Below are 20,020 nucleotides of genomic sequence, written 5' to 3' on the forward strand. Positions count from 1 at the left end.
CCTACTTCTACCTACCCTATAAACTCTCGAAAGTGGGGGGAGAGTGAAAAACTACATATAGACTGTATTTAGAGCATAATATGAATCTTCTTGAGAGATATCAAGTCCCACAGTTAAATTTTTTCCTACATCTTTAACAACAATTTTTTTTTGTTCAAAAATTTCTGCTGATTTTGGATTATATAATTTTTCTTGATCATAAATTAAATATCTACCTTCCCAATTAATCCAATATTTTTCCACTTCTTCAGCATCAATAATTCGTTTAGCAAGTGTTTTTACTGATTCTTTGAATTCTAACAGTTCTAAATATTGACTAGAATTAATTATCAGTTCATCTCTAAGTTTTTTACTTCCTATACGGATACATTGTTCTATATTACATTTATCTCCAATTAAAGATGAATTTAGATAAGTTTTTTCATATATTTTCCATCTAATTTCATCGAGAAATAATGAGAAAATATTTACTGGAGTTTTTGAAAATCTATGTTGAGGAATTAATTGACAATTACAAGCATCATTTAATTCTCCTTGTTTCATATCCAAAATATATGTTGGTTGATCTGAAATAAAGATACTTGTATCTATTAAATGATTATCTGTAGGAATTTTATTTTCAAATATAGATATAACTGTATATGTTGCTGCGTCTGGGAAAATACTCTCAGCTTTTGCTAAATCTACAAGATTTAAAATAGTTGTTTTTTGTAGTAACTTCTTTCTAAGAAAATTACCATATCCATAAACAAAGTATTTATTGGGAGTAATGACACCACATACTCCTTTAATTTTTAATATATCAAGGGCTTTCTCAAAAAAGAGTATATATATATCTATTCTTCCTTGCGCGGAATCATAGTTCTTTAAAAGATAATCTCTATCTTTAACATCAATATTTAAAACACTGATATAAGGTGGATTTCCAATCACAGCATCAAAACCAGGATTTTCCTTCCAACTCGCATTTTCTAAATCAATAAACACCTCTGGAAACTCCAAATCCCAATGAAAAAACCGCTTTTCTTCAAATAACTTTCTCGCGTCTTCATATACCGCAATATCATCAGTATTCATATTTTCAGGGTTAGCATTAATCGCATTTATGCCATAAACCCGTAAAAAACGATCAGCTTGTTTCACACCAAAATATTTAGAAACATAAATATCTAATAACCGTTTATAAGGTTTTGCAGCTTTATCAAACTCCTTAAATAACCTTTCGCTAGTTTCCACTTCCGCAAAAGTTGCATCACTTAACGTACTCACACCGCGCATAATTTCCGCAGCAAGTAACAGCCCCACAAACGGACCAGTTAATAAACTTAACTGTCCACTTTCTTCCTTTTGCATTTTCGCTTCTGCTTCTCGCGCAGTCGTCCCAATCAGCGAGTTACCACAGCGTAAATGATGATCTAAAAAACTCAAAGGAGCGCCAATAGTAAAAGAATGTAACCATAAACTCACCTTTGCTAATTCTACCGCCATTGGGTTCAAATCCACACCATAAATACAGCGTTTCATGACCACCCGTTGCAAAAGTTGAGTATCTTCTAACCTATTGACATCAATAGTAATTCCCTGTTCTTGCAAATTTGCTAAAATACTATTGCGGGTTATTTCCAACATATCCAAAACCGGGTTATGTTCGGGATATTCATTTAAAATAGTGATTAATTCATCAGTAAAATAATCAACAGCTTCTACTAAAAAATGTCCACTTCCCATAGCAGGATCACAAATTTTAATATCAAGTAGAGTATTTTGTGCCTTTCTTTCTAACCGTTGTAAATCTTTTTGTAAACCATTGCGGCTTTGTATTCCTAATCTACCATCTTGAAATTTTTCATGTAATTGGGTAATTTGCGTCATTAAATCAGCAAATCGTTGTTTTCTTTCTTCTAAAATTGGTTTGAGTGTGTGACTAACAATGTATTTTACAATATAATCTGGTGTATAATAAGAACCCGTCGCTTTTCGTTCACCCTTATCATTTTCTAAATGTGCTTTTCCACTACTTTCATCTTCAATAACGACGCGATATTCTAATAAACCTTCATAAATTGAACCCAATTGTCGCACCCCTAAAAAGCTGTAGTCAATGGGAAATTTTTCAAACCGTGCTAATTTATCCAAAGCGGGAAATAAGACAGCATCAGATAATTGATGTTCATACAGAAAATAATTATCTGGATAATCTTTGATATCTTCAACTTCATGAAAATCAAAATGAAATAAACCACCATTATAACGAGGTACTTCTAAAGCTGGATCACCTCTATCTACTATTTCAAATAAACCTAATAGACTCTTATAAATCTTTGTCGAAGTTTGACTCAATGTTCTTTGTTTATCAAGACTTTCAGCTATTTCTTGGGTAATTTTAATCAAACTATAATCACGGTAAGCTGTGGTAATTGGTAACAGGTTTCTCGCTTCGGCATATAAGAGAAATAACAATTTATATAAAAATGATAAAGTAGCTGCATAAACCTGTTTTGGTTCTCCAGTTTTTCCCCTTCTGATAGCGTCTGCAACAAAACCCCCTGCTAAGTCAGGAAATATTTGCTCAAATACCAATTTTTTTAATTCATTTCCTACTTGAGTTGCATAGGTTGTACTTCCTTCTCTGACTCTTTCTAAAAAGTTTTTATTGTAGCTGTCTTTCTCAAAAGCTGCACTTCTAAAAAACAACCAGAAATATTTGAAGTTTTCCAAATCTTCAGTTTCTAATAATTCTACCAAGTCAATAGGATAAAATTCCGTTGCGGTAGACGATGCTTGACGATAATATAAACGCCATTCTCTCCCATTGGTTAAAATTCCCCAATCAACTCCTGTACCAGTCAAATAACTAGAAATCTGAAAAGATGGATTTTCATTTTTATAAAAATCTCTTTTATCATTAGCAGAAACTTTACTTAATGGTCTTTCCCAATATTTAGCTTCTGCTATTACTAATACTTTACTATAAAAAGCAGTTTCATTATTTTGAAAAGAGTAAGCTGTATCCCTTTCTATTTCATTTGCAAACAACGCATAATCAGGACGTTCGGCTCTACCTTTACCACGAGTCACGACTTGAGGAATATTCTTAAAGCCTAAAATATCTAATACAGGTTTAATAAATACATCTTCAGTTTGCGCTTCATTCAGAGTAAGTAAAATCGCCTTTTTTGATAAATAAAGATTTTTTAATTGCTCAAATTCTGCTTTAATATCTAAATGCCATTCTGGACATTCTTGAAGCCGATAGTCTAAATAATGTTGAGAAAATAATGGTTTATTGATATTTTTTGCATCTGTCATAATTCCCCCGATAAATAGTAGGGTGTGTTAGGCTTTAGCCGTAACGTACCATATCATATTATATATGTTTAAGTAATTTATTTACATTTTTTCTGACACACTGTAAATATACACTTAGTTAAAAACGGTGCGTTACGCTGCGCTAACGCACCCTACATGATTACAAAGTTCCTAAATCAATTCCTTTTGCTTGTAATTTGGCTAATAATTCCTGATACTGCTGTATAGCTACTTCTTTCTCATGACGTTCTTGTTCAGCACGTTGATATTCTTGTTCAACACGTTGATTAAGTTCCAAAGATGTGAGAAACTTTCTCCCATCAGGATAATAAATTTCTAAATTATCAAGTATAATTTGAAAACGTATTCCCAATCTTGGACTTACCCAACCATTAATATCTTCGACAACTGTAAAAGCATCTTCCGTAAGTATAAATCCAGATAATTCTATAGTATCAGGATCATAAATATAATATTCTTCCACACCATAACGTTGATAAAAAAGCGATTTATTAATCATTTTGGGAGTACGATTTCCCGGTGATAAAATTTCAAAAACCACTTGGGGAGGAATATTATTTTCTTTCCATTGTTGATAAGAACCTCTATCTACTTTTGGTATACCAAACACCACCATAACATCAGGTGCTTGACAAGTTTTGACACTTCCCTCAACAGGATACCAAAGTAAATCTCCAGCAATAAATACATCATCTCGTGATGCAAATAATATTTCTAAATTTTCTTTAATTTTAACAATCCATTGATATTGTTTCGTATTATCTGCCATTGGTTGACCATCGCTGTCAGGATAGATGATTTCTGGTGCGCTTGCTGGTGCTAATTGCTGTACCATAGTGGATATCTCCAATAGGGATAGATTCCTATACTGCATTAATTATAATTGGTATCTGGTAAAAAAGAATGTCTTGACATTTCCGGTAACGTTTCCACAAAAAAACGGTTATGTAATTTTCTCAAAATATCTAATAATTTTCACTTACTATATAAAATTAAAGCAAAAGACAAATTCAAATAGACTCCATGCGTATTTCTCTAAACTGGTTAAAAGAACTCGTAGAAATCAAACTCACCCCAGAAGAACTGGCGGAAACCTTGACAATGGCAGGGTTTGAAGTAGAAGATATAGAAGATCGCCGCACTTGGGCAAATGGCGTAGTTGTGGGGAAAGTGCTAGAACGTCAACCCCACCCCAATGCAGATAAATTGAGTGTTTGTACCGTAGATATTGGGGCTGCGGAAACTGTTAATATCGTTTGCGGTGCTGCAAACGTCCGCGCAGATATCTATGTCCCAGTAGCCACCACAGGAACTTATTTACCCAACATTGACTTAAAAATCAAACCTGCAAAATTGCGGGGTGTTCCCTCCAATGGGATGATATGCTCCTTAAAAGAACTGGGTTTACCCACTGATATTGACGGTATTCATATCTTCCCGGAAGAAAATATGGTTATCGGTAGTGACGTGCGCCCCCTGTTGGGTTTAGAAGATGTGATTTTAGATGTCACTGCTACCGCTAACCGGGCTGACGCTTTATCTATGGTGGGTATTGCGAGGGAAGTAGCGGCTTTAACTGGCGGAAAATTATCAATTCCCCCCATTGCAGAAGTAGAAAATACCAAGACGGCGAATAGCATCACTTTAAAAATTTCTGAAACCCAAGCTTGTCCTGCTTATATTGGAACAGTTGTCGAAAATATCAAAATCGCCCCTTCTCCTGAATGGTTACAACAACGGTTACGGGCTGCGGGTGTCAGACCAATTAATAATGTAGTTGATGTTACTAACTATGTTTTATTGGAAAGAGGACAACCTCTCCACGCTTTTGATAAGGAGCGGTTACAATCTGTAGGTGGTGGCGAAAATTTAACTATTGGTGTGCGGTTTGCGGAAACTGGGGAAACTTTAAAAACCTTAGATGGAAATATTCGCAATTTATCAACCCAGAATTTATTAATTACTGCTAATAATCAAGCGGTGGCTTTAGCAGGTGTTATGGGTGGTGCAGAAACAGAAGTTCATGAAGGTACACAAAGTTTAGTTTTAGAAGCGGCGTTATTTGATTCTGTGGCTATTCGCCGTTCTTCTCGCAGTGCTGGGTTAAGAAGTGAGGCTTCTGGCAGATATGAAAGGGGCGTAAATCGGGCAGAATTAGAAATAGCTTGCAACCGGGCTTTATCCTTAATTAGTGAATTAGCCGCAGGTGTAATTGTTCAACAGGAAATTTCCGATTATCGTCCAGATGCTTCTACTTGGTCACATTCTATTAACCTGCGTTTAGATAAAGTTAATGAAGTGCTAGGTCCGATTGAATTAGGGGCGGAAACAGGAGAATTACAACCAGAAGATGTAGAAAAAATTCTCACGGCTTTAGGATGTAAATTAGCCAAAATTGATGATAGGAATTGGACAGTTATCGTACCACCTTATCGTTACCGTGATTTAGAACGGGAAATTGATTTAATTGAAGAAATTGCCCGGTTATATGGTTATGATAAATTCTGTGATACTTTACCAGAAAAATCTGAAGCTGGTTATCTATCTTTAGAACAAGAATTAATTCGCAGGTTACGCGCTTATTTACGGGCTGAAGGTTTAACGGAGTTAATTCATTATTCTTTGGTGAAACCAGGTGAAGATAAACAAATCGTTTTAAGTAATCCTTTGTTTGCTGAATATTCAGCTTTACGCACTGATTTAATTTCTGGTTTAATTACCGCTTTCCAATATAATATTGAACAGGGAAATGGGGCATTAAACGGTTTTGAAATCGGACGAATTTTCTGGCGCGAAGAAGAGGGTTTACAAGAAACGGAAATGCTGGCTGGGATTATCGGTGGTGATACAACTTCCGGTAAATGGTCTAGAGGTGGTAAGGAAGAAGCAATTACTTGGTTTGAAGCCAAAGGCATTTTAGAAAGTGTCTTTAAACAACTAAAATTAACGATAGAATTTCAACCCGAAAATCGAGATTCTCGCTTACATCCTGGACGCACAGCTTCATTGTGGGTAAAAGGTAATAGACTGGGAACATTCGGACAAATTCACCCCCAATTACGTCGAGAGAAAGATTTACCAGAAGCCGTTTATGTGTTTCAATTGGATTTAGAGGTACTGTTAGATGCTTGGGATCATGATGATCTGTTAGTTCCCAAATTCAGTGCGTATTCTACCTATCCAGCTAGTGACCGAGATTTGGCATTTTTTGCTTCTGTGAAGGTGACAGTTTCGGAAATTGAAAAAGTCATTAATAAAGCTGGAAAAGGGTTGTTAAACTCTGTGGAATTGTTTGATGAATATCGTGGTGAAAGTGTCCCCACAGGACAACGCAGTTTAGCTTTTCGCTTAGTATATCGTGCGAGCGATCGCACTCTCACTGAAAATGAAATAGAACCAGTTCATAATCAAGTGCGGACAGCCCTAGTTGAAAAATTTGGTGTTAACTTGAGAAGTTAGAATTTGGTAATGGGTAATGGGTAATTGGTAATTGGTAATGGGTAATTGGTAAGAGTTTTTGCTAATTTCCCATTTTCATTACCATATTTCCAGTGAAAAAGTGAACATTTGTTTTATATTATTAAGAGGTATCACCAACAAGCAATTATGACAAAATACATTATGTGGGGAAGTTATTGTGAAGACGTTCTCACCAAACGGGAACCCTATCGTCAAGATCATTTAGCCGGATTAGCACAACAGAAAGAATCTGGAATTTTAATTACCATTGGGCCAACAAAAGATGTAACTCAAGTTTTTGCTATTTATGAAGTCGAAGACGAAAAAACCGTTCGTCAATTAGTAGAATCAGATCCCTATTGGCAAAACGGCATTTGGACAGAGTATTTTGTTAAAGAATGGATTCAGGCTTTTTAGTCAATTGATACAATTTTTAACCAAAAAAATTAATCCATAGTTATAAATTACGAATTATGGATTAATTACCCTTCAGTGCCTTTTGAAAATTGCGACGATAGGATGAATTAGCTACAAACAAAGCAGGCCATAACAAAGCCAATTTGATCCGATTAGGTAAAGTTTGATTAAAATCAGTTCTACCAAATCCCGTCCACAATTTCCACACACCACCGATATAAACTACAATTATTACAAACACAAGTAAATTCATGATTACCATCAACTCCCTTAATAACTAACACAATCTTATCTAAAGAAACTTCATTGCCGACTATAGGAAAGTTATAACTGAGGTTTTAAGTTATCAGGAATAGGGAACAGGGAACAGGGAATAGGGAACAGGGAACAGGGAATAGGGAACAGGGAATAGGGAATAGGGAATAGGGAATAGGAAATAGGAAATAGAAGAAAAAAATATTCCTTATCCTTTTTTCTTCTTTCCTCCTGACTCCTGACTCCTGACTCCTGACTCCTGACTCCTGACTCCTGACTCCTGACTTCTGACTCCTTTAAAAGAAGAATATCATAGTTTTAGTCAAGTTTAGGAGTATTTATGCGTGCAGTCTTAATGGCCGGTGGTTCAGGAACGCGGTTGCGTCCTTTGACTTGCGATTTACCCAAACCAATGGTTCCGATTTTAAATCGTCCCATTGCTGAACATATCATCAATCTCCTGAAAAGACACCAGATTTATGAAGTAATTGCCACATTACATTATTTACCAGATGTTCTCCGCGATTACTTTCAAGATGGTAGTGATTTTGGCGTACAAATGACCTATGCTATCGAAGAAGATCAACCATTAGGTACGGCAGGTTGCGTAAAAAATATTACTGAACTTTTAGATGAAACTTTTTTAGTCATTAGCGGTGATAGTATCACAGATTTTGATTTGAGTGCTGCGATTGAATTTCATCACCAAAAACAATCAAAGGCCACTTTGATTTTAACTCGTGTACCTAACCCCATTGAGTTTGGTGTGGTAATTACGGATAGAGAAGGGCGCATTAACCGATTTTTAGAAAAACCTTCCACCAGTGAAATTTTTTCTGATACTGTCAACACTGGAACTTATATTTTAGAACCAGAAGTTTTAGAATATTTACCAGAACATACTGAATGCGATTTTTCCAAAGATTTATTTCCCCTCTTACTAGCCAAAAACGAGCCGATTTACGGTTATGTTGCCGATGGTTACTGGTGTGATGTGGGTCATTTAGATGCCTATAGAGAAGCCCAGTATGATGCCTTAGAAAGGAAAGTTAACTTAAAAGTGGCTTATCCAGAAATTGCTTCCGCTTTGTGGGTAGGACAAAATACTTACATTGATCCTACAGCCAAAATTGAAACCCCAGCCGTAATTGGTAATAATTGCCGCATTGGCGCGAGGGTAAAAATTGAGGATGGGACAGTAATTGGTGATAATGTGACTATTGGGGCTGATGCTCATTTAAAAAGACCAATTATTTGGAATGGAGCAATTATTGGCGATGAAGCTCAGTTGTCGGCTTGCGTAATTGGTCGTGGTACTCGTGTAGATAGACGCGCTCATGTTTTAGAAGCGGCGGTGGTCGGTTCGCTGTCTACGGTGGGAGAAGAGGCGCAAATTAGCCCTGGGGTGAGGGTATGGCCAAGTAAAAAGATTGAGTCTGGTGCAGTTTTAAATATTAATTTAATTTGGGGAAATACTGCCCAACGCAATTTATTTGGACAGCGGGGAGTACAGGGATTAGCCAATATTGATATTACTCCAGAGTTTGCGGTGAAACTGGGGGCGGCCTATGGTTCGACGTTGAAACCTGGTTCAATGGTGACAGTTTCCCGTGACCAACGCAATGTTTCCCGGATGGTAACAAGGTCTTTAATTGCGGGTTTAATGTCTGTGGGTGTGGATGTCCAGAATCTCGATACTACGGCTATTCCTATCGCTAGGACGGTGATTCCTACTATGCAGGTAGCAGGGGGTATTCATGTCCGAGTTCACCCAGAACGCCGTGATTATATCTTGATTGAATTTATGGATGTGAAGGGCATTAATATCTCTAAAGCCCAAGAAAAGAAAATTGAGGGGGCGTATTTTAAGGAAGATATGCGCCGTTCCCAAAGTCATGAAATTGGTGATGTGGTATATTCTAGTCAATGGATGGATTGCTATGGGAAGGCTTTTGAGAAGTTATTAAATGTGGATACTCTGCGTAATAGTCGGGCAAAGGTGGTCATTGACTATGTTTACGCTGTGTCTGGGGCTATTTTACCGCAAATGTTGGATAAATTTGGGGCGGATGCGGTGGTGTTAAATGCTAGTTTAAATAAAACGGCAATTTCTAATGCTGATAGAGAATTACTATTGACTCAATTAGGTCATGTTGTGGAGGCGGTAAACGCTAATTTTGGCGTGCAGGTGTCAGCTAATGGGGAACAGTTGATTTTAGTTGATGAATCGGGTTTTCCCATTCGCGGGGAAATGCTGACGGCGTTGATGGTTGATATGATGTTAACTGCTAATCCTAGAAGTTCGGTAGTTGTGCCGGTTCATGCTTCTAGTGCGGTGGAATTGGTTGCCCATCGTCATGATGGTAATGTAATTAGAACTAAGGCCAATCCTACGGCTTTAATGGAGGCTTGTCAGAAGAATCCCAATGTGGTTTTGGGTGGGAGTGGAGAAACTGGGTTTATTTTTCCGCAATTACATCCAGGGTTTGATTCGATGTTCTGTATTGCCAAGCTAATTGAAATGTTAACCATTCAAGAGCGATCGCTGGCAACCGTGCGTTCCGAACTACCTCGTGTGATTAATAGAAGCTACGCAGTCCGCTGTCCTTGGACGGCGAAGGGGGCGTTAATGCGTTATTTGGTGGAAACTCACCCGGCGCAAAATTTGGAGTTAATTGACGGTGTGAAAATTCGTCAACCCTATGATGACAATTGGCTGTTGATTCTACCTGATGCCAGTGAACCTTTAGTCCATCTCTATGTTAACAGTAGCGATCGGGATTGGGTAGATGAAACTCTCAGAGACTACCGCGCCCGTGTCCAATATTTTGTGGAACGCGAACAGGAGAATTACCGTTTGGATATGTAACTGTAGGGGCGGGGTTTCCCCGCCCTTGATTATGTTTTTATCACGCAGAGACGCAGAGAGAAATGAAGAGTTTTTTAAATACTCTTGAAACCATATTGTTTTTGACGATCTTCAAATCTATATTCACGATTATAGTTATCATCTGGATCATAGCCAATATCGCCAACAAAGCAGAAGGAAACAGCTAAGTTAAAGGTTCTTTTTTCAAATACAAATTCTGCTTGTGGTGGCATTTTATGAAAGTCGTTTTTAAACTTTTTCCATTCTCTTTGGTGATGTCTATCCATAAATACATCTAAATTTTGTAGGCGATTTAGCCATTTATCTTTATTAATTGTGACTGTATTTTCATCAGTTTCTTCAAAGTCTAAATAAATCTCTTCTAATACTTTCCGCATTTCCTTGGGATATCTTCCAGCTAACGCGAGAAAAGCAATTAATGTTTGTTTGTATTCTTTCTTTGGTTCTTGCTTCCATGTTGTGTCATGAGGTGCTGGAGTCCAGATAGTTTTCATGATTTTGCAAATATTAATTAGTCTCTTTGCAGTTCTGGGAGTTAAATCAACGTGCTGACAGCATTCTGATATCCACCCAAACTCCTCCTTCGTAAATCTTTCAAAACTAACTAATGGATCTGTATGAGCAGAATGTTGGATTATTCTATTATAATCTTCTAAGTGAGATTCTGGAATTTTTGGTTCATAAATACCTTGAATAGTTGAATTTTCAGAAGGAGTATATACCTGCATTTGTTCTCCCACTTCATATTCGTATGACTGCTGTGGTACTTCTTCTAGAAAATTTATTTCTTTTTGTGCTGTTGTTTGTTGTAAAAAACTACTTTCTTGATTTACTTGGAGAAACGTAGAGAAATTTTCTTGACTTTCTCTTTTAGCTTCTTCCTCAATATTTACCAAAGATTTTAAATAATTTTCTGTCACATCTTTGTTAATAGGTCGCATTCTGTAGGGAAGTTGGATAATTTTTTCTAAATAATCCACACCAGAAGGAGTACCACCACGTTTTAAAACGCCTCTATAAATTTGTTCTAAAGCTCGACCAATATAACGATCATCTATTGCCAAGACAATAATAAAAATATTCGTATTTAACAATAATTGTACAGCTTCTAAAACTTGAACAACTTTATCAGGAGGACAACGATCTAAATCATCTATATATAAAACTATTCTGGCTGGTCCTCTAGGGAAATGTCTTTTCAGAACTTCGATTTTTTCAGGATTTGTATTTCCTGGTTTATAGGTTAAATGGTCAGATAAATCAGATAAATCGCTTTGAATTTGGTTCATTAACCCCAGGAGTTTTTGATAAGAATTGTCCTCTAATCGGTTATTCACAAAATCCAGTAATGATTTATATTGAGCCGTCAAACCAATCCGCTGTTTTTGCCTTTCAATTTGGGCTTTTAGGGTTTCTATTTCCTGCTGTTTCTCAGTTAATTTTTGTTTATCTAATTCTTTACTTCTGTTAATCTCTTTAACTTGATTTTCTTCATATTCTGATTTACGGTGATTAATTCGTTCTTGAATTTTTTTATTTTTAGTTCGAGTTAGTTTTTGTTTCTCTTCTTTAAAATTTTCTCTAGCAATATGTAAAAATCTCAAGGTTTTTAGTTGCAAGATTTGGACTTTTTTAAATATTTCTATAGTCATTGATATAGCTGGAATGGCAGATACACTGGTTAACCAAATTTGTAAAGCTGTAGATATTTCTTGAAGTGTTGGTAAAAATTTGGGAATGACAAAAACAATTAAAAAATAAGTAATAAATGGTAAGGTTGTAGCAGCTAAAAATATCAATAATGTTTTTTTATTTTTCTTGATAAATTCAATTAATCCCACTATTTTACTAGGCTGTTCTTCCAGAAAGTGGTTGATTTTTTGAACATTATTGACAATAGTTTCAATTTTGGCATCTTTTCTATTAATTAATTCTTGGGCTACGTCTATCAGATTAGATTCAGCTAATTTATCCAATCTCAACATCGGAAATTGATTTTCCAAATCTTTCCTATCTTTGAAATCACAGAAATTGAGAAAATCTTTTAAAATAGAATCACCAAAATCATCCTTGAGAGTTTCTTTAAGTTGAGAGAGAAAAACAATTAATATGGAAATATCCGTCATTTCTTGTTCAACTTCTTCCTCAATCGTTTTCACCTCTTCAGTAAATACTTTGTCAATTTGCTTAATTTTTAAGTCAAATTTATTTTCAATCTCTTGATTCTGGATTTTCCAGGATTCTTCTAACTCTTGTAATTTATTTTCAGATTCTTTTAACTTCCTCTGATCTTCTTCTCTCACGCCTCTAAGAATAGCCCAAAGAGCATTAGTGTCAGGATTTTTATCCTTAAATTCAGCAAATAATTGTTCACCTAATTCCGATGCTAAGATAACATTTCTATCAGTATCATTCATCTGATTGAGGACACACCAAATTTTACTACCTGCTAAATCAGAACCTTCTCCTAAAATATCTCTTAATTGCTTTTCTAAAGTTAATTGGCGGTCAAGTTGCTCAAAAATAGTTTGCATTAAACTTGCCCACAAATCAGATTTAGCATAACTCCAGGCATTAAATTTAATTTGGTAAACATGACCAACATAAGGAGAAAGATCCTTTTCTTCTCCGTGTTCACCCCATGTTTTTTCTTCATTTAGTTTTTGACAGCGAATTTTGGTAATTTGTTTTTCAATAAGGTGCATACCAAAGGATTTTCCGCTTCCCCAACTGCCTAAAATTGCTACTGCTAAAGGAGGTTCAAGACTTCGTAACATTAAGACATCAGCTAAAGATTGCAGTTCTTTGGTGACATCTAGAGAGTCTTCACCATTTGCTTGGTCATTGCTAAAAGCTTGGGAAACACGACGAATATTTAACTTCCACAACCGCACTGTTTTGTCATCACTGCCACTAACAACCATAGTTCCATCAGGACTAAAGGCTACTGATTTAACATAATCTGTATGACCGCAGAAGGGTTGACCTATGGCTTTGCCTGTGTTTACGTCCCATACTTGCACTGTGTGATCATTGCTGCCACTAACAACCATACTCCCGTCAGGACTAAAAGCCACTGACCTGACCGATTCTGTGTAACCAGAGAAAACTTTACCAGTTTTTTCCGTGTTAATTTCCCATAGCCGTAATGTCTTGTCACCACTGCCACTGACGATCATACTCCCATTGGGACTAAAGGCTACTGAGTTGACAGCATTTGTATGACCGGAGAAAGTTCTATCAACTTTTCCGGTGTTGACATTCCATAACCGGACTTTATTGTCACTACTACCACTGATAACCATAGTTCCATCGGGACTAAAGGCTACTGAGGTGACAGCGCTCATATCTATATCACTGGAGAAAGTTTGATTTGCTTCTCCAGTGTTGACATTCCATAATCGCAGTGTTTTGTCCCTACTGCCACTGATCAGCATACTGCCGTCGGGGCTAAAGGCTACTGAAGTAACATTTTTTATATGACCAGAGAAAGTTTGATCTGTTCTTTCTGTCTGGATGTTCCACAACTGCACTGTTGTATCATCACTCCCACTAGCAATCATACTTGCGTCGGGACTGAAGGCTACTGAGTTAACAGCATTGGTATGATGCTTGTAGCTTAACCACTTTGTCCCGGTTAGCACATCCCAAATTTCTATTGTGCCGTCTGCTAAACCCACAGCAATGCGTTTTCGTCCCTGGGGTGATATGGCTACTGCTCTTACTTCACTCTGGAACTCAGCAAAGGATTGTTTGGGTTTTGGGGTTACTGCTTCTAGATTGTGGGGTGCTTCCATACCAGTCGTGTTACCAGTTAGTCTTGTGTGGTTGTTACTGGTTTATACTATGTTGCCGTTTGGTTGTAAATAGTTTTATACGTTTGTTTACCTTTTATCTCCTGCGCCTACTTTCTGAATTATGGGCGCAGGCCCTGCGCCCCTACGGATTGGTGGAGTTTTGGAAAATGGCTTGGTTTTGAAACCAGTCTTTACCTACTTGGATAGTAATATCTGAACCAATATTACCTGTGCTTTCTACGCGCACTTCCCCAAATCCCAACAGACTACGAATTGATTCGGCGCTGTCTCCGTCTCCTTGTTGGGCGACAATGTGGGTTACGTCTAAGGGTTGTCCCCAGGGTTTGGAGACGAAGATATTGGTATATCCGGCTTTCTCCAATGTTTTAATCAGGGGACGCAGTTGAGAGCGATCGCTTCCTGTACTATCCTGAATGGCTACACGCAACCGACCCGGCTCACTGAACGATGTTTCTTCTGTCTTCGCTTCCAAACCAAAATGCTGCGTCATTATTTTAGTAATAGCCCGCCCCTGTGGTATCCAGTAACTGGCATCAAATTCACCTTTTTCGCTAAAGCGTCCAGGCAGCATTAACATTTGCATATTTGAGCGATTGATTTTTGAACCAAAACCAAGCAATGCTATTAATTCGTCAACGGATAAGTTGGTATCAATATTTTCCTTAACGACATTGAGAATATCTGGTAATTTCGTAATGGTTGTTGGGTTAAGAGTCTGTTCAATTAAAGCCCGCAACACCATTTGCTGCCGCTGAATTCGCCCAATATCGCCCAATTCATCATGGCGATAGCGGAGTAATTGCAAAGCTTGTTCACCACTGAGATGTTGTTGACCTGCTTTTAAATTAATGTATAAATGCTGGGAATCGTCCCGATATTTCATATCTTTGGGGACATAAATATTCACTCCGCCCAAAGCTTCAATTAGCTTACTAACACCCAAGACATTAATACGGACGTAGCGATCAATTCCTACTCCACCCAAAAGATTACTAACGGTTTTCGCCGTCAATGCTGGACCACCATCTACATTAGCAGAATTAATTTTTTTCGTTCCATACCCTTCAATTTGTGTACGGGTATCTCTAGGAACAGAAAGCATAACTACTTTTTGGGTCTCTGGATCAAATTTGACCAACAGCATCACATCAGCAAGACCGTCAAAAGAGTTAATTTGGGGCAAATAACCCAGATTTTTGCTATCAGATGGAGGATTTTGGACATCTGGAGGTAGTACACTCATGCCCATTAAGAGGATATTAACAGGACGGGTTAGCTGAGAAAATTGTAAGCCATTGCCAGAAATACTATCACCATCAAATACTGCTTCTTCCTGGGGACTGAGTTGAGCTTGTTGTAAAGGCGTACTTTCCCAAGAAACCGCTAATAATGCCCCTGCAAGTCCTGATACTATGGCAATCCCCCCCATACCCACCGCAAACCATAGCCACCGTCCCGATTTTGACGGGCGAGAATTTTTCCCTTGACCCTTATTATACTTAGCTTTTGCGGCTTTTTGTTGTGCTGCTGTTGTTTTTTGACTAGTCACAGACTTCCTCTCACCTACGATTTTAAATAAACTAAATTTGCCGATTAATACATCTAAAACAAATCAGACTATAATAGCCAACTCTTCATCAGTTTGCTATAAAAAACTGTTGAATATAGTAATCTTCAACTAAATTCCTTTTAATTACGGTAAGAGTCAAGGAGTCAGGAGTCAGGAGGAAAGAAGAAGAAAGAATAAGGATAAAGAATATTATTCTCCCCTACTCCCCTACTCCCCTACTCCCCTGCTCCCCTGCCCCTCTGCCCCTCTGCTCCCCTGCTCCCTGTTTAATATTTCCGCCATACTCGTTCTGCCAAGTTGCTAAATCCTGGTAAACGGGAGGATTTGCCTTGAATAACCCGAAAAATCAACCAAATACTCACCAAAAAGTATCCAGAAGTCAGGAAACTATTGAGGATTAACAGGCGAAGTGTTAAAAAATCCGTTGCTGATCCAGTAGTTAACAGTAAATAACCTAACATCCAGATAAAAGCCAAGGTAATAGACAAACGACTGATTGCCAGTTGTTCCCGACTACCCTGCCGCTGGTAGAGAGTCCACAGGGACGGAAAAAAGCCGATAATGGGAATCAAATATAGAACGAGTTGTGTTTTTGAAATATCTGTATCTTTTGGGGGCAATTTATCCATAGTGGTTGATGTGATCATAAACTAGAGATGGTGAATAATAGTCATTAAGTTAGAGATAATAACCTAAGTTACTTGTTAGGCAGGAGGCGATTAATAATTGATAATTTTCATCACCTATTATCTGCCTCAATCAGATTAATACTTGGTCAAGCAGAAATCAATTTAGTTCTATAGTGTAATTACCTAAAGATGCAGACACGCAAGCTACTCAATTGGTGGCAAACACTGACACCTATAGCCAGATTTTTAGCGATCGCCCTACTTGCGCCCCTATTAGTTCTGAATGGTTGGGCTATTGCTGCCATTTTCAATTATTTTCACTCCCTGATTGTTATTTTAGTCGGAGCTTCCGTATTAGCATTTTTACTCAGCTACCCGGTGAGTTGGATGGAAAATCACGGAGCAAAACGAGAGCAAGTAGCCATTCTGGTATTTTTGTTAGCATTATCCATTTTATTAGCTCTAGGTGTCACCCTGTTTCCTCTCGCTCTGACTCAAGCTCAACAACTGGTGGCACGTTTACCAGAATTAATAGACTCAGGACGTTCTCAATTAATGATCCTCAATGAAAAAGCAGAAGGGGCTGGTTTACCAATTAACCTCGATGCTTTAGCCGCACAAATCAACGATCGCGTTAAAGGACAATTACAGGCGATCGCTGGACAGGTGCTAAATTTAGCCGTGATCACCGTTACCAGTCTGCTCGATTTCCTGCTGACAATGGTATTAACCTTTTATTTATTACAGCATGGCGGTGAACTTTGGCAAAGTTTAGTAGAATGGCTACCTGCTAAATTTCGCGCCCCCTTTTCCAAAACAGTTCGTTTAAGCTTTCAAAACTTTTTTATCACCCAACTAATCCTCTCAACCTGCATGGCTTCCGCCCTAATTCCCACCTTTTTATGGCTAAAAGTTCCCTTTGGTCTATTATTTGGGTTAACTATTGGAGTCATGGCACTTATCCCCTTTGGTGGTTCTGTCGGTATCGCCCTCACCACCTCTTTAGTTTCACTTCAAGATGTTTCTATGGGCGTAAGGGTATTAATAGCAGCCATCATCGTCCAGCAAATTCTCGAAAATCTAATTGCACCGCGCATCTTAGGCAGTTTTACCGGATTAAACCCCGTGTGGATTTTAATTTCGGTCTTAACTGGAGCAAGAATTGGCGGACTTTTAGGCGTAATTGTCGCTGTTCCCTGCGCTGTGGTTATTAAAAGCATCATCAACGCCATTCGTCCCTCAACACTTAATCTGGACACAGAAGACTCTCACCCTGAAGAGATATCTGCACCCATGACACCAGAAGCATCTTCCAAAATAGAGCCTAATAATTCTTTGAGTGTTTCATAGCAGATGATCGTCCGGTAAAAAGCCTAGCTCTGTATTGGGTAGATAAGATTTAGTAAAAACGTTATTGCTGTTATCTATCGGGAAGCAACCGCACTTAATAGCATAACACCAGCGGCTGCTAAAACATAACGTCTGCCCAAACTTACTCCATAACGTCGTTGCAGAAAATTGGTTGTGACAGAATTCATCATTTTACCTCAATTATTCCAGATTTTCAGGTGTCTATTACAAAAGACGTTGCTAATCTCCTAATTGTTCACAATCTCATCCACAGATTCATAAATACTCAATTGTTACAGTTTTGGCAACAACTGTTCCCTGTTCCCTATTCCTGACTTTTCCCGTTATCTTTCTAATTGAGCGATCGCCCACTATAACCCCCTCCCCAAAGTCCTATTTTCTCGTTGATTATTCTCATTAAACGTCGCTTGTTGAGAATTAGGCTATAGTCTAAAACCCTTGTTAATTGGGAGTTTCACGACTTAACGGGAAAAGTCAGTTCCCTATTCCCTGTTCCCTGTAGATAAACATCAATTATTCTTACTCACCAATACAAACCCCCGCGTCTTACCTACTGTTGAATCAACAGTATTCATTGCTTTCCATAAATCCGCTGTTTTTACCCAAACAGGTGGATATTTATAGCGCGAAACATCCATAATTAAAAATCTATCTGTTAACTCGTTATATGCAGCTAAAGGTGAAATATGTCCACCTCGTTCTTGACCAATTTCCTTACGTAAATAGTTAATAATAATAAAATTTCCTGGTTGCTTTAAATTCTCTGCTGCTAACTTGCGAAACTCTGCTAAATTTGTCCCACTAGCATGATACACCTTAACTTGCACATTATAACTTTCCAATAATCCTCCTAACTGATCTAAAGTCATACCTTGACGGGCAACCACTTCAGAACTTACCACATTTCTAGTTTTTGCATTACTAAAAAAATTATCTTGGGTAAATACCCGAAACGGCTTATATTGTAACGCTTCTGGTGCAGGAATTTTCAAACTATTTAACACCATAACCATACTAGCAACGCCACAGTATGCCTGATTAATTTGGGTGACAAACTGCGTACTTAATGGAAAAAAATCATTGTTTGATTTACTGGCAATTAATAACTTTTCACCTTCAGGAGTATCAAAACCAATCAAGTTTGGAGAAAGTAATAATGTTTGGGCAAAGACATTACCTCCAGCTAAACAAATGCCTAAAGTAATAACTTTAATTGATGTTTTGATAGAATTGATTGCTGCAAATTTCATAGTTTATTTTCAACCTAATTTCAATTATTTCTAAGAACAAAAACAAGGCGTATTTTTATATTATTTTAAATCAAAATTCCCGCAATTCCCGCAGTAATAAAACCCGCTAATAATCCGCCAATCATTGTCCTCACACCCATACGGGCTAAGTCTTGTTGGCGGTTGGGTGCTATTCCTGTCATCCCACCAATAGTAATGCCAATTGAGCCAATATTAGCAAAATTACATAAGGCATAAGTAGCAATAATAGCTGAACGTTGAGAAATTTCTTGTTTCTTGATCAGTTCTCCTAAATCCAAATAGGCAACAAATTCATTAAGAATTGTCTTTTTACCTAATAATGCTCCAATTTGTCCACAGTCAGCCCAAGGTATACCCATCAACCAGGCTACGGGAAACATAATTAAAGATAACATCCCTTCTAAAGATAATTGCGAATAACCCGCCAAATTTCCCAACCAACTTAAACTAGCATTGACAGCGGCTAATAAACTCAAAAAAGCAATTATTATTACCCCAACGTTAACTGCTAATTTTACGCCATCAATTGCCCCAGAGGTAGCTGCATCAAGAACATTAACATAATTATTTTGTATCTCTATATTAACTTTTCCCGTAGTTTCCGATGCTTCTGTTTCTGGATACATGATTTTTGAGACTATTAAGGCAACAGGGGAAGTCATAAAAAAAGCCGCAATTAAATGTTCTGGCGGAATCCCAAAGGACAAATAAGCACCTAATACACCTCCAGCAATAGTCGCAAAACCACCAGTCATGACAGCGTGCAGTTCAGATTGCGTCATGTTTGCTAGGTAAGGTTTGACCATGAGTGCTGCTTCTGTTGGTCCCAAGAAGATATTTCCAGCACAGGATAAAGATTCAGAACCTGATGTTTTCATGGTTTTCATCATCAACCATGCTAGGGCATTGACAACTCTTTGCAAAATGCCATAGTAATAAAGAATACTGATAAATGGTAACTGTTCACACTCCCCCACTAAAAAGGAATTAGGAAGTAACAGGGATAGGAG

At 37.6% G+C, this 20,020-nt stretch carries 12 protein-coding genes; 4 read left to right on the top strand and 8 right to left on the bottom strand.

Features of this window, described 5'->3' with window-relative positions; genetic code table 11:
• Nucleotides 1–51 precede the first annotated feature (51 nt).
• Nucleotides 52–3,309 (bottom strand): Eco57I restriction-modification methylase domain-containing protein, encoded by a 3,258-nt coding sequence (locus FJR05_RS15310; protein WP_168644893.1) that lies wholly within the window; start codon nt 3,307–3,309, stop codon nt 52–54.
• A 160-nt stretch (nt 3,310–3,469) separates the two neighbouring features.
• Nucleotides 3,470–4,165: a Uma2 family endonuclease gene (locus FJR05_RS15315; RefSeq protein ID WP_168644894.1), complete on the bottom strand. Its 696-nt coding sequence runs from the start codon at nt 4,163–4,165 to the stop codon at nt 3,470–3,472.
• A 188-nt stretch (nt 4,166–4,353) separates the two neighbouring features.
• Here FJR05_RS15315 and pheT point away from each other — a divergent pair, with 188 nt between their 5' ends.
• Nucleotides 4,354–6,789, top strand: a complete 2,436-nt coding sequence (pheT, locus tag FJR05_RS15320; protein WP_168644895.1) for a phenylalanine--tRNA ligase subunit beta — start codon at nt 4,354–4,356, stop codon at nt 6,787–6,789.
• 147 nt (nt 6,790–6,936) lie between these two features.
• On the top strand, nt 6,937–7,206 hold the full coding sequence (locus FJR05_RS15325) for a YciI family protein (RefSeq protein ID WP_217385601.1): 270 nt from the start codon (nt 6,937–6,939) through the stop codon (nt 7,204–7,206).
• A gap of 61 nt (nt 7,207–7,267) precedes the next feature.
• Here FJR05_RS15325 and FJR05_RS15330 read toward each other — a convergent pair whose 3' ends face one another.
• A complete protein-coding gene (locus FJR05_RS15330; protein ID WP_371416899.1) occupies nt 7,268–7,459 on the bottom strand; it encodes a hypothetical protein in 192 nt (63 codons plus the stop codon).
• A gap of 342 nt (nt 7,460–7,801) precedes the next feature.
• Between FJR05_RS15330 and FJR05_RS15335 the strand changes: the two genes are divergently transcribed.
• Entirely contained in the window at nt 7,802–10,330 is a 2,529-nt protein-coding gene (locus tag FJR05_RS15335; protein WP_168644896.1) for a mannose-1-phosphate guanyltransferase, read from the top strand.
• A gap of 74 nt (nt 10,331–10,404) precedes the next feature.
• Here the strand turns inward: FJR05_RS15335 and FJR05_RS15340 are convergent, their stop codons facing one another.
• The 3 genes from FJR05_RS15340 to FJR05_RS15350 form a co-directional block, all read right to left on the bottom strand.
• Complete coding sequence (locus FJR05_RS15340) at nt 10,405–14,148, bottom strand: P-loop NTPase fold protein (RefSeq protein WP_168644897.1); 3,744 nt, start codon at nt 14,146–14,148, stop codon at nt 10,405–10,407.
• A gap of 142 nt (nt 14,149–14,290) precedes the next feature.
• Complete coding sequence (locus FJR05_RS15345) at nt 14,291–15,718, bottom strand: LCP family protein (RefSeq protein WP_168644898.1); 1,428 nt, start codon at nt 15,716–15,718, stop codon at nt 14,291–14,293.
• 287 nt (nt 15,719–16,005) lie between these two features.
• Complete coding sequence (locus FJR05_RS15350; RefSeq protein ID WP_174783719.1) at nt 16,006–16,368, bottom strand: hypothetical protein; 363 nt, start codon at nt 16,366–16,368, stop codon at nt 16,006–16,008.
• Between the two features lie 189 nt (nt 16,369–16,557).
• On the opposite strand from FJR05_RS15350, the gene FJR05_RS15355 reads away from it, so the two are divergent.
• Entirely contained in the window at nt 16,558–17,718 is a 1,161-nt protein-coding gene (locus FJR05_RS15355; RefSeq protein ID WP_168644900.1) for an AI-2E family transporter, read from the top strand.
• A gap of 530 nt (nt 17,719–18,248) precedes the next feature.
• On the opposite strand, the gene FJR05_RS15365 is transcribed toward FJR05_RS15355, so the two are convergent.
• A complete protein-coding gene (locus FJR05_RS15365; protein WP_168644901.1) occupies nt 18,249–18,989 on the bottom strand; it encodes a phytochelatin synthase family protein in 741 nt (246 codons plus the stop codon).
• 65 nt (nt 18,990–19,054) lie between these two features.
• The coding region (locus FJR05_RS15370; RefSeq protein ID WP_168644902.1) for a NupC/NupG family nucleoside CNT transporter at nt 19,055–20,020 on the bottom strand (966 nt) is incomplete at its 5' end.

It is taken from the genome of Dolichospermum sp. UHCC 0259, assembly GCF_009711935.1.
In the GTDB taxonomy this organism is placed as follows: Bacteria; Cyanobacteriota; Cyanobacteriia; order Cyanobacteriales; family Nostocaceae; genus Dolichospermum.